This is a genomic window from Streptomyces tibetensis (assembly GCF_040647715.1).
GTDB lineage: Bacteria > Actinomycetota > Actinomycetes > Streptomycetales > Streptomycetaceae > Streptomyces > Streptomyces tibetensis_A.
Genome location: NZ_JBEZCR010000001.1, coordinates 679694 through 692343 on the forward strand (window position 1 = coordinate 679694; position 12650 = coordinate 692343).

12 protein-coding genes are annotated in these 12650 nt (G+C 71.9%); 3 read left to right on the forward strand and 9 right to left on the reverse strand.

Translation table 11 applies throughout. The features are described 5' to 3' along the window. Positions 1–38 precede the first annotated feature (38 nt). On the reverse strand, positions 39–1388 hold the full coding sequence (locus AB0B29_RS03055) for a M16 family metallopeptidase (protein ID WP_362233144.1): 1350 nt from the start codon (positions 1386–1388) through the stop codon (positions 39–41). Beyond that, on the reverse strand, positions 1385–2698 hold the full coding sequence (locus AB0B29_RS03060) for a M16 family metallopeptidase (protein WP_362233146.1): 1314 nt from the start codon (positions 2696–2698) through the stop codon (positions 1385–1387). Before AB0B29_RS03060 ends, AB0B29_RS03055 begins: the two co-directional genes overlap by 4 nt. Before the next feature lie 195 nt (positions 2699–2893). On the opposite strand from AB0B29_RS03060, the gene AB0B29_RS03065 reads away from it, so the two are divergent. Further along, positions 2894–3073, forward strand: coding sequence for a hypothetical protein (locus AB0B29_RS03065; RefSeq protein WP_159030605.1), 180 nt, complete (start codon positions 2894–2896; stop codon positions 3071–3073). 100 nt (positions 3074–3173) lie between these two features. On the opposite strand, the gene AB0B29_RS03070 is transcribed toward AB0B29_RS03065, so the two are convergent. Both AB0B29_RS03070 and AB0B29_RS03075 read right to left on the reverse strand, forming a co-directional pair. Continuing rightward, the gene (locus tag AB0B29_RS03070) at positions 3174–3641 is read right to left on the reverse strand and encodes a hypothetical protein (RefSeq protein ID WP_362233149.1); all 468 of its coding nucleotides are present in this window, start codon (positions 3639–3641) and stop codon (positions 3174–3176) included. Next, positions 3638–3910, reverse strand: coding sequence for a helix-turn-helix transcriptional regulator (locus AB0B29_RS03075; protein ID WP_362233151.1), 273 nt, complete (start codon positions 3908–3910; stop codon positions 3638–3640). Before AB0B29_RS03075 ends, AB0B29_RS03070 begins: the two co-directional genes overlap by 4 nt. A gap of 95 nt (positions 3911–4005) precedes the next feature. Between AB0B29_RS03075 and AB0B29_RS03080 the strand changes: the two genes are divergently transcribed. Together AB0B29_RS03080 and AB0B29_RS03085 are read left to right on the forward strand one after the other, a co-directional pair. After that, complete coding sequence (locus AB0B29_RS03080) at positions 4006–4995, forward strand: LLM class flavin-dependent oxidoreductase (protein WP_362233154.1); 990 nt, start codon at positions 4006–4008, stop codon at positions 4993–4995. Beyond that, on the forward strand, positions 4988–6175 hold the full coding sequence (locus tag AB0B29_RS03085) for a phosphotransferase family protein (RefSeq protein WP_362233156.1): 1188 nt from the start codon (positions 4988–4990) through the stop codon (positions 6173–6175). Before AB0B29_RS03080 ends, AB0B29_RS03085 begins: the two co-directional genes overlap by 8 nt. Positions 6176–6230: 55 nt before the next feature. On the opposite strand, the gene AB0B29_RS03090 is transcribed toward AB0B29_RS03085, so the two are convergent. The 5 genes from AB0B29_RS03090 to iolC form a co-directional block, all read right to left on the reverse strand. After that, positions 6231–6923: a GOLPH3/VPS74 family protein gene (locus tag AB0B29_RS03090; RefSeq protein WP_362233159.1), complete on the reverse strand. Its 693-nt coding sequence runs from the start codon at positions 6921–6923 to the stop codon at positions 6231–6233. A 54-nt stretch (positions 6924–6977) separates the two neighbouring features. Then, complete coding sequence (gene mmsA / locus AB0B29_RS03095) at positions 6978–8480, reverse strand: CoA-acylating methylmalonate-semialdehyde dehydrogenase (RefSeq protein WP_362233161.1); 1503 nt, start codon at positions 8478–8480, stop codon at positions 6978–6980. 14 nt (positions 8481–8494) lie between these two features. Further along, a complete protein-coding gene (gene iolD, locus AB0B29_RS03100) occupies positions 8495–10378 on the reverse strand; it encodes a 3D-(3,5/4)-trihydroxycyclohexane-1,2-dione acylhydrolase (decyclizing) (protein ID WP_362233164.1) in 1884 nt (627 codons plus the stop codon). A gap of 298 nt (positions 10379–10676) precedes the next feature. Continuing rightward, positions 10677–11567 carry a Cgl0159 family (beta/alpha)8-fold protein gene (locus AB0B29_RS03105; protein ID WP_362233167.1) on the reverse strand — a complete coding sequence of 297 codons (891 nt, stop codon included), beginning with the start codon at positions 11565–11567 and terminating at the stop codon, positions 10677–10679. Beyond that, positions 11564–12514, reverse strand: coding sequence for a 5-dehydro-2-deoxygluconokinase (iolC, locus tag AB0B29_RS03110; protein WP_362233170.1), 951 nt, complete (start codon positions 12512–12514; stop codon positions 11564–11566). Before iolC ends, AB0B29_RS03105 begins: the two co-directional genes overlap by 4 nt. Positions 12515–12650: the final 136 nt, after the last annotated feature.

A 12650-nucleotide genomic window follows, 5' to 3' on the forward strand; every position in this document is an offset into this window, starting at 1 on the left:
TTCCGAGTGGTCATGCGGAAGCACAGCCCTTCGGGCCGTCAGAAGTTCAGTTCGCCAGTGGTGCCCCTGCGCAGGGGCACCACCGCCGTCCCGTCGGCGACGACCACCCCGGTGAAACCGGCGGGTTGGAAGAACCTGCGGGCCGCCTCGCCGACCTGGTGGTGGGTCACGCCGTCCAGCAGCGGGCCCCAGTTGTGCAACCAGTCGGCACCGACCCCGACATGCAGCAGGTTCGCCAGCCCGGACGCCAGGGCTGCCGGCGACGACATCGCCGTCGCGGTGGAACCGGTCGCATATCTCCTGACGGCGTCGATCTCGCGCACCGAGGGCGGGTCGGCGGCCATGCGCTCCAGTTCTTCCCTGATCACCGCGAGAGCCGCGACGGTGTGTTCGGCGGCGGTGTCGGCCTCGACCATCAGCGTCGAGGCCCCCGGTACCGACTCCACGCCCGAACCGAGTTGGTAGGCGTACCCCTTGTCCTCGCGCAGGCGCGTGACCAGCCGGGAGGCGAAGGACCCCCCGAAGACCAACTGGGCCAGGTGCAGGGCCGGGTAGCCCGGGTCCGTTCGGGGCAGGGCGGGGGCGGCCAGCCGGATCACGCTCTGGACGGCCCCGGGCCGGTCCACCTGCTGCAGGGGCCCGCCCGGGAACCAGGGCGGCACCTCGGGTACGTCGCCTTCAGGCCCGGGCTCCCACGACCCCAACGACTCGGCGGCCATGTCGACGGCTTCCTCCGGCTCCAGGTCTCCGACCAGAACGAGCACCGCGCCCCGGGCTCCCAGATGCAGCGCGCGCAGTCGCGCCAGGTCGTCCCGGGTGCAGGCGGCTGCCTGTTCGGGCGTCGGCTGCCAGCGGGCGGCTCGCTGTTCGCCATACCTCCGCCGCAGCAGTGCGTGCTGTGCGAGCGCCGCCGGCTGGTGGGTGGCCAGCCGTATGCGGCGGGCAAGCCGTTCGCGCTCGGGGGCGAGGGCTTCCTCGGTCGGTTGCGGCCCGCCGACGGCTTCGGCCAGCGCGGCGAGCACGGCGGACAGGCCGTCGGCCATGACGTGACCGGTGACGGTGAGTTTGCGGGCGTCCGCGGAGGCCTCGAGGGTGGCGCCGTGCTCGGCCGGCGCCGCGTCGTGGCCGTCGGCGCTCCGATGGGCGGTGCCACGCAGCAGGAGCTCGGCCAGCAGCTGGCAGTGCGCGACCTCCCCGGGTGCCGTGGCGGCGTAGGGGACGGTGAGCCGGATCTCCACCAGAGGGACGACGGGAGCCGAACACACCACGACGCGCAGCCCGTTGCCGAGGGTGAGGTCGGCGTCGGGCAGCGGCAGCCGCCCCTGCGCAACGGCCGCCTCCGGCAGGCTGCCGTACTCGGCGAGTTTCCTCGCCGCACCACCGGTCATGACGTCGTCTCCTGTGCGATGTCCCGCGGCACGGCCTGGCGTTCCGGAACGAAGCGCACGACCGCCCGGTGGGAGGACCTGAGCCGGGCGGCCGCCCGGCTCACCTGTTCGCCGGTCACACCGGCGCGTACCAGCTCGGGCAGCGCATGGGTCAGCTCTGCCTCGCCGAAGAGCGTCTCGCGCAGGCCGAGCAACTGTGCCCGGGTGCCCGGATCACCCAGTTCGCGCAGCGCCCCGGCGGCCCAGCGGGCGCTCGTGGCACGCAACTGTCCGGCAGCGACCTCGTTCGTCGCCAGCGCTTCCAGCGTGCCGTCGAGCGCGTCCAGGACGTGCTCAGCGCCTCGCTCGTGCTCGTGCACGGCGAACAGCGTCAGCAGATCCGGCCCCACCGTGTCCAGGGGCAGACCGAAGAGGCCGCAGCCCACCGAGAGGCTCGACGCCCCCACTGCCGCGGTCGGCCCCCGGCGCAGCAGGGCGTGTCCGCCCTGTCCGAGCAGTGCCGCCAGGACGAGGTGAGCGAGGTAGTCGGTGCGCTCGGTGACCGGGTCCGGCATCCGGTAGCCCACCGCCACGGCGGGTGAACCGGCGTGCGGGTCGGCGACCGTCAGCCGCCGCTCCTCCCCCGGCGGCGGCTCATGGGGATCGGGCGACCGCAGCGTCGGACGCGGCGACAGGTCGTCGAAGTGCCGGTGTACGAGCCGTTCCGCCATGCGGTGGTCGAAGGTGCCGGTGACGGTCAGCACCGCATTTCCGGGAGCGTAATGGTCGGCGAAGAATCTTTCGCACAACGCGGTGTCGACGGCGGCGAGGTCGACGGTTTCGCCGTAGCCGTCCCTGACGTTCTCCGGGCGCCGGTGCAGGGCCCGCGGCAGGGCCCACGGATAAGTTCCGTACGGGCGATTGCGGACCATGAGCCGGATCTCCTCGTCGATCACAGCGGTCTGTGTGCGGAGGTTTCGCGCGGAAATGCAGGGCGAGCGCATTCGGTCCGCTTCGAGGGCGAGCAGCATTTCCAGTGCGGAGGCGGGCGCGGCCGCATAGTAGACCGTGACGTCCTGGCGGGTCCGGGCGTCGCCGAAGCCGCCGGCACGCTGAACCCGCGGCAGATACCCCTCGGGCTCGGCTTCCCGGCCACCGCGGAACATGAGGTGCTCGAAGAGGTGCGCCAGGCCCGTACGCCCCTCGGGTTCGGTTCGGAAACCAACGCCGTAGTGCACGGCGACGCCGATCGAAGCACCCACGGGATTCGGTGCCAGCAACACCCTGAGGCCATTGTCCAATACCAGGCGGTGCAGCTGATCTCGGCTCATCCCGGCGAGCATAGAACCGAGTCAAGTAGCCGCTCAACAGCGGGCGTTGACCGATTGCGGACAGTGTCCGCATGCGGTCAACTCCGTTGCCATCGCGGCACCGTTCGAGGAATGGTTCTGCCACGGCCGGAGAACGCGGTTGCAGAAATCGCCGATCCGGCCGCCATGTAGAAATCCGAGAATACGGGAGTCAGCATGAACACCCAGTCCCTCATCAGCGGTTACTCCACCTACGCCGCCGCCGACGAGATCGTCCCGGCCGTGGAGGCCCCGGCCGCCACGATCACGATCACCACCTCGTCGCAGGCGTGCATCTCCGCCGCGTCCGCCGTCTCGGCCGTCTCGGTCGACAACACCTTCGACCACTCCTGCTGAACCGCGTGACCCGCTGAGAAAAAGGGGCGGGTGCCCACCGCCGCAATCGGTGGGCACCCGCCCTGTCGCACGAGAACCTGATTCCCGCTCAGCGTCCGAATCACTCGCCCTCGTCCTCGTCGGCGTCCTCGACGCCCACGCCGGACATCCCGAGGACGACGGAGGGCACCGCGGACGCGGTCAGCATGAGGGTCGTCAGCAGCGCGGGCATCCGCTCGATCATCTCGGGCTGGTTCTGGAAGACGACCATGAGCAGCACGACGGCCATCCCGGCGCCGACCGCGCACTGGTAGCCGATGAAGGACACCTGGTCGCGCAGCCCGCGCTCCCGTTCGTCCAGTCCTGCCTGGGGCCGCTCGGCCACACCGCGGGTCATCGAGCGCAGCACGCCCCACAGCAGCAGCCAGAGCACGAAGGCCACGAGCCACCACGAGTCGGAGAACGCGTTGCCGTCCGAGATGAGCGACAGCACCACCATGGCCGCGCTCAGCACGCAGAGGGAGAGCGCCACCGGGCGCATGGGACTGCGCGCCAGGTCCGTCGTCCCGTTGACACCTTGCCGGCTCACGAGCGGTCCTCCTTGTTGTACAGCTGGGCGGAGAGGGGAGAGAAGGGTTTGCGGTTGAAGATCGCTTCCACCGGAAGCTCGAACACGTCGCTGAGCCGGAACGCCAGGTCGAGGCTCGGGAAGTAGTCGCCGCGCTCGATGGCACCGATGGTCTGCGGGTGCACCTCCACCAGCTTGGCCAGCGCGACGCGACTGAGGCCTCGCTCCGCGCGGAGCACTCTCAGCTGGTTGTAGATCTGCATTCCCTCGCGATGACTCACTGGGCTCATGAAAAAAACGTAGTAGAAACACAACAGTTCGTCAAGGAACGACAACAGCTCCGGCAGATGTCAGAGCACCAGCGACATAAGGAAGGTGTCCCGCCGTGACCGCCGACAACGTGCTCCCGAGCGTGCTCGTGCCGAACATGCCGGAGACCCCGGACTCCCTGCGGCCCCACACCGAGCTGGTCCGCGACACCGGCGTGCGCCGCCTGTGGACAGGACAGTCGCTCAAGGTGGAGGCCCACCAGGCGTTCGCCCACCTCGCCGGCGCCGGGCTACGCGTCCCCGTAGGCCTCAGCGTGACCCTGATGCCGCTGCGCCATCCGTACGAGGCCGCCCTCCAGGCCCGCTCGCTCGCCCTGCTGACCGGCCTGCCGGTGGTGGCCGGCTACGGCGTCGGCTCGACGGCGTTCGTCCGCAGCCTCAACGGACGCCCCTACGCCAGCCCGCGCACGATGGCCGGGGACTACCTGCGCACCATCCGGGCCCTGCTCGACGGGGAGATCGTCGACCACGCGGGCGAGTACCACAGGCTGCAGGGCCGGCTGATCCCCATGGAGCACCCGCACGTGGAGGTCGGCGTGGGCGTGCTGCGCCCCAACATGGCCCGCACCGCCGGCGGTGTCGCCGACGTCGCCATCACCTGGATGACCCCGCCCGGGTATGTCGCGGAGACCTTGCTGCCCGCCCTGGAGGAAGGGGCCAAGGACAGGGACCGGGACACCCGCTGCCGGGTCGCGACCGTCGTCCACGTCGCGGTGGAGCGCGAAGGCCGGGACCCGCACGTGCTCGCTCACACGGCCGCCTCCGGGCACCTCACCATGGAGCACTACACGGACATGCTGCGCCGGGCCGGTGTGCCCGTCGATCCGGCGGACCCCGTCGCCGGTGCCGCCGCCCTCGTGGACAGTGGCACGTACCTGTACGGCTCGGCCGACCACATCGCCGCGGGGCTGGAGCAGTACCGGAACGCCGGTGTGGACGAGGTGATCCTCAACTGCGCCGGAGTGATGTTCACCGAGGGGCAGGCAGCGGCGTTGCGGGACACCCGGGAGATCATCGAGGCGGTCCGGCGGCGGAACAGTGGCTGAGCCGGTCGCTGCCGGACCGGCAGCGCGAGCGGAGCCGCCGGACACGGGGCGGCCTCCCGGCACGGAGCCCGTCACCGTCCGCGAGTACGGGACCCGCTATCTGCGGATCACCGTGCGCTACCACGGGGACGCGGGATTCAGCTGGCTGCGCGCCCCGGGACCCGCCCACTCCGCTGCGCAGCGCCTGCCCCCGCCGGCTGTCGAGGCGGCACTGCGACGCGTGGACGAGGCCGTCGGTTCGGCAGCGGCCGGGGCCCCCGGCACCACCGGTGCGCCGGGCGGCGCCCGGCTCGCCCTGGGCGAACCGGCGGGTGGCCGCGCCACGCGGAGCGGGGCGGCCGTGCCGCACTCGGGCGTGCTCTACCGCGTGCCCGGCGCCTTCTCGGCAGCACGGCTGCTGCCCTCCGGCGACGACACCGCCTTCCGGCTCTCGGTCGGTGCGCTGGCGGATCTGGGCAGGACCCTGCGACGGCTGCACCAGGAGCCGTGGGACCTCCCGGAACGGCCGCCCCATCCGGGAGTGCGACGGCTCACGGCCTGGCTCTCCGGAGAGGAGGACGCTCCAGGAACGTCCCGGCTGCGCACGCTGGCCCGAACCCGGCTCGGTTCCTCACTGTGGGCCCGGCTGACGGAATGGTCCCGGGCCGCGGACAAGCCACCCGGAGGCGGCCCGGTCCTGCTGCACGGAGCACCCAGCACCGGCTGGCTGGTCCCCTCCACTGCCGGTGACCGCACCGCCCTGCTCACCGGCGAGGAGGTCACCGGGGGCGACCCGGCCCTCGACCTCGGCTGGACCCTCGGCGAGTTGCACGAACTGCGTGCCGCCGCCGCCCGTGGCCTCGGAGCCGCCGGAAAGGGCCCGCGGGTCGACTACCCGGCCGCGGCCCACGCCCTGCTCGGCGGTTACACCGGCGGCTACGGCACCGCCGCCGTCCCCCCGGGCACCGCACGCGCGGCCACCCTGCGGCTGGCCGTCCACATGCGGGACTTCGCGTCGTTCGTCGGCTGGCACGAGGACCTGCGCCACTACTGCGACCTGCTGGCGGAGGCGCTCACCGAGAACGGCGCCCCCTGCCTCCGCTGGCCCACGCCAGGGGCCTCCGCCGAGGGCGCCGTCGCGGAGCCGTCCCCGGGACGTCCGGCACATCAGCAGGGATCGGGCCCATGTCACCCCCGATGACGTCTCCGGCGGACACCACGCTGCTCGCCCCGGCGCCTTCCGGCGACCGCCGTGGTCAGCCGCCGGCGGTGATCGTCGTCGTCGTGGTCACGGCGATGATCACTGCCAGCGCCTCCTCGGCCGCCCGCACGACGTGCCGCACGGCCGTCGCGGACCACTGGCCCTCGGAGAGCGCCTCCATCGCCGCCCTGACCTCACGCGCGTCGGCGTCCGGGAAGGCCAGCCGGTGCAGCTTCGCCCCGTGCAGCAGGGCCACCAGGGACGCCGTACGCTCGTCCGGCTCCGCTCCTCGCAGGACGACCTCGTCGAGCCGCCGCCGCACCGCCGCTTCCGCCGAGCCGTCCGCCTCGGGATAGCGGCGCACGGGGAAGAGGCCGAGCACCTTCTTCTTCTCCTCCCGGACCAGCCCCTTCTCGATCAAGCCCCGGTTCGCCCACGCCACCGCGTCCGTCTTCAGCCGGGTGATCCAGTCCCTGGTCCTGCCCGGCTTGTCACGTCCGGCGACCTCGGCGAGTGCCGTGTCCAGGGCGGGGTCGCCCAGCGGTGTGGTGTCGACGACGGTCACCTTGTCGTCGGCCACATCGATCCGGCCGGCCAGCGCCAGCTCCACCAGCAGGGCGGCGGATATCGCCGGCGCCACCTTCGCCGACTCCTTCGCCGCGCCGGACTCGTCGTCCAGCGACAACAGAAGGAGCTGCTCGCCCAGGGTCGTGGGGGTTTCCGCGGGAGGGTGCATCGGTGTGTGCATGTCCCACAGTCTCCGTGATCGACTCCCGGCCCGGCGAAGAGTGGCCGATACCGGTCAGTGGTTGCGCGGGAAGCCCAGGTCCACGCCCGCCGGGGCGTCGGCCGGGTCCGGCCAGCGGGTGGTGACGACCTTGCCGCGGGTGTAGAAGTGCGTGCCGTCGTTGCCGTAGATGTGGTGGTCGCCGAAGAGCGAGTCCTTCCAGCCGCCGAAGGAGTGGTAGCCGACGGGGACCGGGATCGGGACGTTCACACCGACCATGCCGGCCTCGACCTCCAGCTGGAAGCGGCGGGCCGCGCCGCCGTCCCGGGTGAAGATCGCGGTGCCGTTGCCGAACGGGGAGGCGTTGATGAGGTCAAGGGCCTCCTCGTAGGTCTCGGTGCGCAGCACGGTCAGCACCGGGCCGAAGATCTCGTCCTGGTAGGCCTTGGCGGACGTGGGCACCTTGTCGAGCAGCGAGATGCCGATCCAGTGGCCGTTCTCGAAGCCGTCGACCGTGTGGCCGGTGCCGTCCAGGACGACCTCGCAGCCCTCGGCCGCGGCGCCCTCGACGTAGGAGGCGACCTTGTCGCGGTGGACCTTGGTGATGAGCGGGCCCATCTCGGAGGTGGGGTCGTTGCCCGGGCCGATCTTGATCTTCTCGGCGCGCTCGCGGATCTTCTCCACCAGTTCGTCGCCGATCGAGCCGACCGCGACGACCGCGGAGATGGCCATGCAGCGCTCGCCGGCGGAGCCGTAGGCGGCCGAGACGGCGGCGTCGGCGGCCGCGTCGAGGTCGGCGTCGGGCAGCACCAGCATGTGGTTCTTGGCGCCGCCCAGGGCCTGTACGCGCTTGCCGTTGGCGGAGGCCGTGGTGTGGATGTAGCGGGCGATCGGGGTCGAGCCGACGAAGGAGACGGCCTTGACGTCCGGGTGCTCCAGCAGGCGGTCGACGGCCACCTTGTCGCCGTGGACGACGTTGAAGACGCCGTCGGGCAGGCCCGCCTGCGACAGCAGCTCGGCGATCTTGATCGACGCCGAGGGGTCCTTCTCGGACGGCTTCAGCACGAAGGTGTTGCCGCACGCGATGGCGATGGGGAACATCCACATCGGCACCATCGCCGGGAAGTTGAACGGCGTGATGCCGGCGACGACGCCCAGCGGCTGGCGGATGGAGGACACGTCGACGCGGCTGGCGACCTGCGTGGACAGCTCGCCCTTCAGCTGCACGCTGATGCCGCAGGCCAGGTCGACGATCTCCAGGCCGCGGGCGACCTCGCCGAGGGCGTCGGAGTGGACCTTGCCGTGCTCAGCGGTGATCAGCTCGGCGATCGCGTCCCGGTTGGCGTCCAGCAGGGCACGGAACGTGAACAGGATCGAGGTGCGCTGGGCCAGCGAGGACTGGCCCCAGGTCAGGTAGGCCTCCTTGGCGGCGGCGACCGCCGCGTCCACCTCGTCGACCGAGGCGAACGCGACCTTCGTCGTCACCTCGCCGGTCGCGGGGTCGGTCACCGGCCCGTGCGTGCCCGAGGCGCCTTCGACGGTCTTGCCGCCGATCCAGTGGTTGACGATCTTCGTCATGGCCGGGAACTCCTTCACAGATGGCGGCGTCGGGTGGAGACGTGCCGTTCGTACAGCTCACGTGCCTTGACCGCGGACGGCCGTGTCGCGGTCTCGGCCACAGGTACATCCCACCAGGCCTGCGCGGGAGGCGCGCCCGACACTGTGTCTGCCGTTTGGGTCTCGACGTAGACACATGTGGGAGTGTCGGCCGCCCGGGCCTCGGCGAGCGCCTCGCGCAGGTCCCGGACGGTCCTCGCGCGCAGGACGCGCATGCCGAGGCTGGCCGCGTTGGCGGCGAGGTCTACGGGCAGCGGAGCCCCGCTGTACGAGCCGTCCTCGGCGGGGAAGCGGTAGGCGGTGCCGAACCGCTCGCCGCCCACCGACTCCGACAGGCCGCCGATGGACGCGTAGCCGTGGTTCTGGACGAGCAGGACCTTGATCGCGATGCCCTCCTGCACGGCCGTCACGATCTCCGTCGGCATCATCAGGTACGTGCCGTCGCCGACCAGCGCCCACACGGGCCGGTCCGGGGCGGCCATCTTGACGCCGATGGCGGCCGGTATCTCATAGCCCATGCAGGAGTAGCCGTACTCCAGGTGGTACTGGTCGGGCGACCGGGTCCGCCACAGTTTGTGCAGGTCGCCGGGGAGGGAGCCGGCGGCGTTGATCAGGATGTCCGAGGCGTCGGCGATCTCGTCCAGGGCGCCGATGACCTGGGGCTGGGTCGGACGGGTGTCGGGTTCGTCCACCTCGTAGCAGGCGTCGACGCGCTGCTCCCAGCGTTCCTTGTCCTCGGTGTACTCGGTGGCGTAGGTGCCGGCGACCCGGTACGCGTGCAGCCGGAGGGCGTCGGTGAGCTCCTGCAGGCCGCTGCGGGCGTCCGCGACGAGGGGCTGCCCGGCGAGCTTGTGACCGTCGAAGGGCGCGATGTTGAGGTTGAGGAAGCGGACGTCCGGGTTGCCGAACAGCGTGCCGGAGGCGGTGGTGAAGTCGGTGTAGCGGGTGCCGACGCCGATCACCAGGTCGGCGGTGCGGGCGAGTTCGTCGGCGGTGGCGGTGCCGGTGTGGCCGACGCCGCCGACGTCCTGGGGGTGGTCGTGACGCAGTGAGCCCTTGCCCGCCTGGGTGGAGGCGACCGGGATGCCGGTCGTCCCGGCGAACTCGGCGAGCGCCTCCTCGGCGCGGCTGTGGTGGACGCCGCCGCCCGCGATGACCAGGGGCCTCTTCGCCGAGCGGATGATCCGTACCGCCTCGGCCAGTTCCGTCGGGTCGGCGCCGGGCCGCCGTACGGTCCAGGTGCGCTCGGCGAAGAACGCCTCCGGCCAGTCGTACGCCTCGGCCTGTACGTCCTGGGGCAGCGCGAGGGTGACGGCGCCGGTCTCGACGGGGTCGGTGAGGACGCGCATCGCGTTCAGCGCGGAGGGGATCAGGGCTTCGGGCCGGGTGATCCGGTCGAAGTACTTCGACACCGGGCGCAGGCAGTCGTTGACCGACACGTCGCCCGCGTACGGCACTTCGAGCTGCTGCAGGACCGGGTCGGCGGGCCGGGTCGCGAAGATGTCACCGGGCAGGAGCAGCACCGGCAGGTGGTTGATGGTCGCGAGGGCGGCGCCGGTGACGAGGTTGGTGGCGCCCGGGCCGATGGAGGTCGTGACCGCCTGGGTGGACAGCCGGTTGGACTGCCGGGCGTAGCCGACCGCCGCGTGCACCATGGCCTGTTCGTTGCGGCCCTGGTGGTACGGCATCTCGGCGGCGTGTTCGAGGAGGGCCTGGCCGATGCCGGCGACGTTGCCGTGGCCGAAGATGCCCCAGGTGGCGCCGATGAGCCGCTGCCGGACGCCGTCGCGTTCGGTGTACTGGGCCGCCAGGAAGCGCACGAGCGCCTGTGCGACCGTCAGCCTCGTCGTCGAGGTCATCGGTGTCCCTCCCTCTGGGTGGTCACGGATACGCGGCGCCCGCACCGGGCGTTGACGGGGCGGGGCCGTGCGGGCCTCACCCTTGGGACCTCCGGCGCGGGGCCGTAGCGGGCGGGGAGTTGTCGCTCGCACTTCGCTCCTGCCAAAGCAAAGCGGCTTCCCGCGCCGGAGGCGATCTGGGCCCGGGACCTGCCCGGGCGAGGGAACTGCCGGACTTCCGCGCCGCCGCCCGGAAGAGGGAGCCCTCGGTCTTGCGTGCCGTCGGCCGTGGTGAAGGCGGGGGTGGTCATGACGGCCCTCACAGCAGTCCGACGGCGGTGTCCACTGCGCCGGCCACGTCGCCGTCCGCCGGGTACAGCAGCGAGCGGCCGACCACCAGCCCGCGCACGGTGGGCAGTCGCAGGGCGCCGCGCCACTTCTCGTACGCCCCGGCCTGCTCCTCGGCGGAGCCCCCGACCTCCCCGCCCAGCAGTACGGCGGGCAGGGTGGAGGTCGCCATGACCTCGGCCATGTCGTCGGGGTTCTCGGTGACCGGCACCTTCAGCCAGGTGTAGGCGGAACTGCCGCCCAGGCCCGAGGCGATGGCGATCGACTTGGTGACGGCCTCGGCGGAGAGGTCGTTCCTGACCTTGCCCTCCGGGGTGCGGTGGCTGAGAAACGGCTCGACGAAGACGGGGAGGCGGCGCGCGGCCATGTCGTCGATCGCGCGGGCGGTGGACTCCAGCGTGGTGAGGGAGCCCGGGTCGTCGTAGTCGATGCGCAGGAGCAGCTTGCCCGCGTCGAAGCCCAGGCGCTCGATGTCCTCGGGGCGGTGGCCGGTGAAGCGGTCGTCGAGTTCGAAGCGCGCGCCCTGGAGGCCGCCGCGGTTCATCGAGCCGAGGACGACCTTGTCGTCCAGGGCGCCCAGCAGGAGCAGGTCGTCGAGGATGTCGGCGGTGGCGAGGACGCCGTCGACGCCCGGGCGGGACAGGGCCAGGCAGAGGCGTTCGAGGAGGTCGGCGCGGTTGGCCATGGCCATGCTGCGGCCGCCGGCTGCGAGGGCACCGCGGGCCGGGTGGTCGGCCGCGATGATCATCAGGCGGCCGCTCGTGTTCAGCAGCGGCCGCCGGATGCGACGGGCGGCGGCCTCGGCGATCGCCTCCGGGCGGTGGCTGCGCAGGTCGACGAGCTCGGAGATGTCGACGGTCACCGGACGGCCCCCGCGGTGACGGCCGCCTCGATCTCGTCCGGGGTGGGCATGGCGGAGGAGCACTCCAGACGGGAGGCGACGATGGCGCCGGCGGCGTTGGCGTGCCGCATGGTCTTCTCCAGGTCCCATCCGGCCAGCAGGCCGTGGACGAGGGAGCCGCCGAAGGCGTCGCCGGCGCCGAGGCCGTTGAGGACGTTCACCGGCAGCGGCGGGACCTCGGCGCTCTCGCCGTCGCGGTGCACGGCGAGGACGCCCTTGGGTCCCTGCTTGACGACGGCGAGTTCGACGCCCGCGTCGAGGAGGGCACGGGCTGCGGCGTGGGGTTCGCGCACGCCCGTGGCGACCTCCACCTCGTCGAGGTTGCCGACGGCGACGGTGGTGTGCCGCAGGGCCTCCGCGTAGAAGGGGCGGGCCGCGTCGGGGTCGGTCCAGAACATCGGGCGCCAGTCCAGGTCGAAGACCGTCGTGCCGGACTTGGCGCGGTGGGCGAGGGCCGCGAGGGTCGCCGTACGGCTGGGCTCCTCGCTCAGGCCCGTGCCCGTGACCCAGAAGACCCGGGCGTCCCGGACCGCGTCGAGGTCGAGCTCGTGGGCGTCGATCTCCAGGTCGGGGGCCTTGGGGCGGCGGTAGAAGTACAGCGGGAAGTCGTCCGGCGGGAAGACCTCGCAGAAGGTGACCGGGGTGGGCAGGCCGGGGACCGGGGTGACCCAGCGGTCGTCCACGCCGAAGTCCTTCAGGGCCTGGTGGAGATAGGTGCCGAAGGGGTCGTCGCCGGTGCGGGTGATCACCGCCGTCCGCCGCCCCAGACGGGCCGCCGCGACCGCGACGTTGCTCGCCGAACCCCCGAGGAACTTGCCGAAGGACGTGACCTGCGGCAGCGGGACACCGGTCTGGAGCGGATACAGATCCACTCCGATCCGCCCCATGGTGATCAGGTCGTACGTCATCGGTGTCCCCTCGATGCTCGGCTCTCCCCGGTTTTGTAGCCCCCTCTCGACGCCCTGTCAATGTTTTGTCCGGACATTCGGACCAGATCATGACAGCGCTTTCCACATGTCGGCGCCCCGTCCACGCGCGCGTCCT

Bases quoted from the DNA above. Each gene is read 5' to 3' on its own strand.
- AB0B29_RS03090 (WP_362233159.1), bottom strand. From the start codon at position 6,923: ATGCACACACCGATGCACCCTCCCGCGGAAACCCCCACGACCCTGGGC.
- iolC (WP_362233170.1), bottom strand. From the start codon at position 12,514: ATGACGTACGACCTGATCACCATGGGGCGGATCGGAGTGGATCTGTAT.
- mmsA (WP_362233161.1), bottom strand. From the start codon at position 8,480: ATGACGAAGATCGTCAACCACTGGATCGGCGGCAAGACCGTCGAAGGC.
- iolD (WP_362233164.1), bottom strand. From the start codon at position 10,378: ATGACCTCGACGACGAGGCTGACGGTCGCACAGGCGCTCGTGCGCTTC.
- AB0B29_RS03065 (WP_159030605.1), top strand. From the start codon at position 2,894: ATGAACACCCAGTCCCTCATCAGCGGTTACTCCACCTACGCCGCCGCC.
- AB0B29_RS03055 (WP_362233144.1), bottom strand. From the start codon at position 1,388: ATGACCGGTGGTGCGGCGAGGAAACTCGCCGAGTACGGCAGCCTGCCG.
- AB0B29_RS03060 (WP_362233146.1), bottom strand. From the start codon at position 2,698: ATGAGCCGAGATCAGCTGCACCGCCTGGTATTGGACAATGGCCTCAGG.
- AB0B29_RS03075 (WP_362233151.1), bottom strand. From the start codon at position 3,910: ATGAGCCCAGTGAGTCATCGCGAGGGAATGCAGATCTACAACCAGCTG.